Origin of the sequence: Bittarella massiliensis (ex Durand et al. 2017) (assembly GCF_017566145.1) — a bacterium.
GTDB classification, from domain to species: domain Bacteria; phylum Bacillota; class Clostridia; order Oscillospirales; family Ruminococcaceae; genus Bittarella; species Bittarella massiliensis_A.
Genome location: NZ_JABFCL010000406.1, coordinates 1 through 209 on the forward strand (window position 1 = coordinate 1; position 209 = coordinate 209).

Annotated in this window: 1 protein-coding gene; it reads right to left on the reverse strand. The window is 47.8% G+C overall.

Translation table 11 applies throughout. The features are described from left to right. Positions 1 to 209: hypothetical protein (locus tag HJY11_RS14835; RefSeq protein WP_208076594.1), on the reverse strand; the 209-nt coding region annotated here is incomplete at both ends.

The window sequence follows — 209 nt, forward strand, 5'->3', positions numbered from 1 at the left end:
GTAAGAACCGGAGCCGTCTCCTCACCTGATATGGTCGCAAATACATTTTCCAGCGGCGCTTTCCATACTGACTCGGCTTCTTTGAGTGTCACCTTTGTATTTCCATAAGAGAAGATACCATCGTCTGTTACTTCGCCAATCACGGTATACGTAACGGCAAGTTTTCCTACTTTGTCCGCCGGTACTTCCGCAATCAGATCTCCGAATCC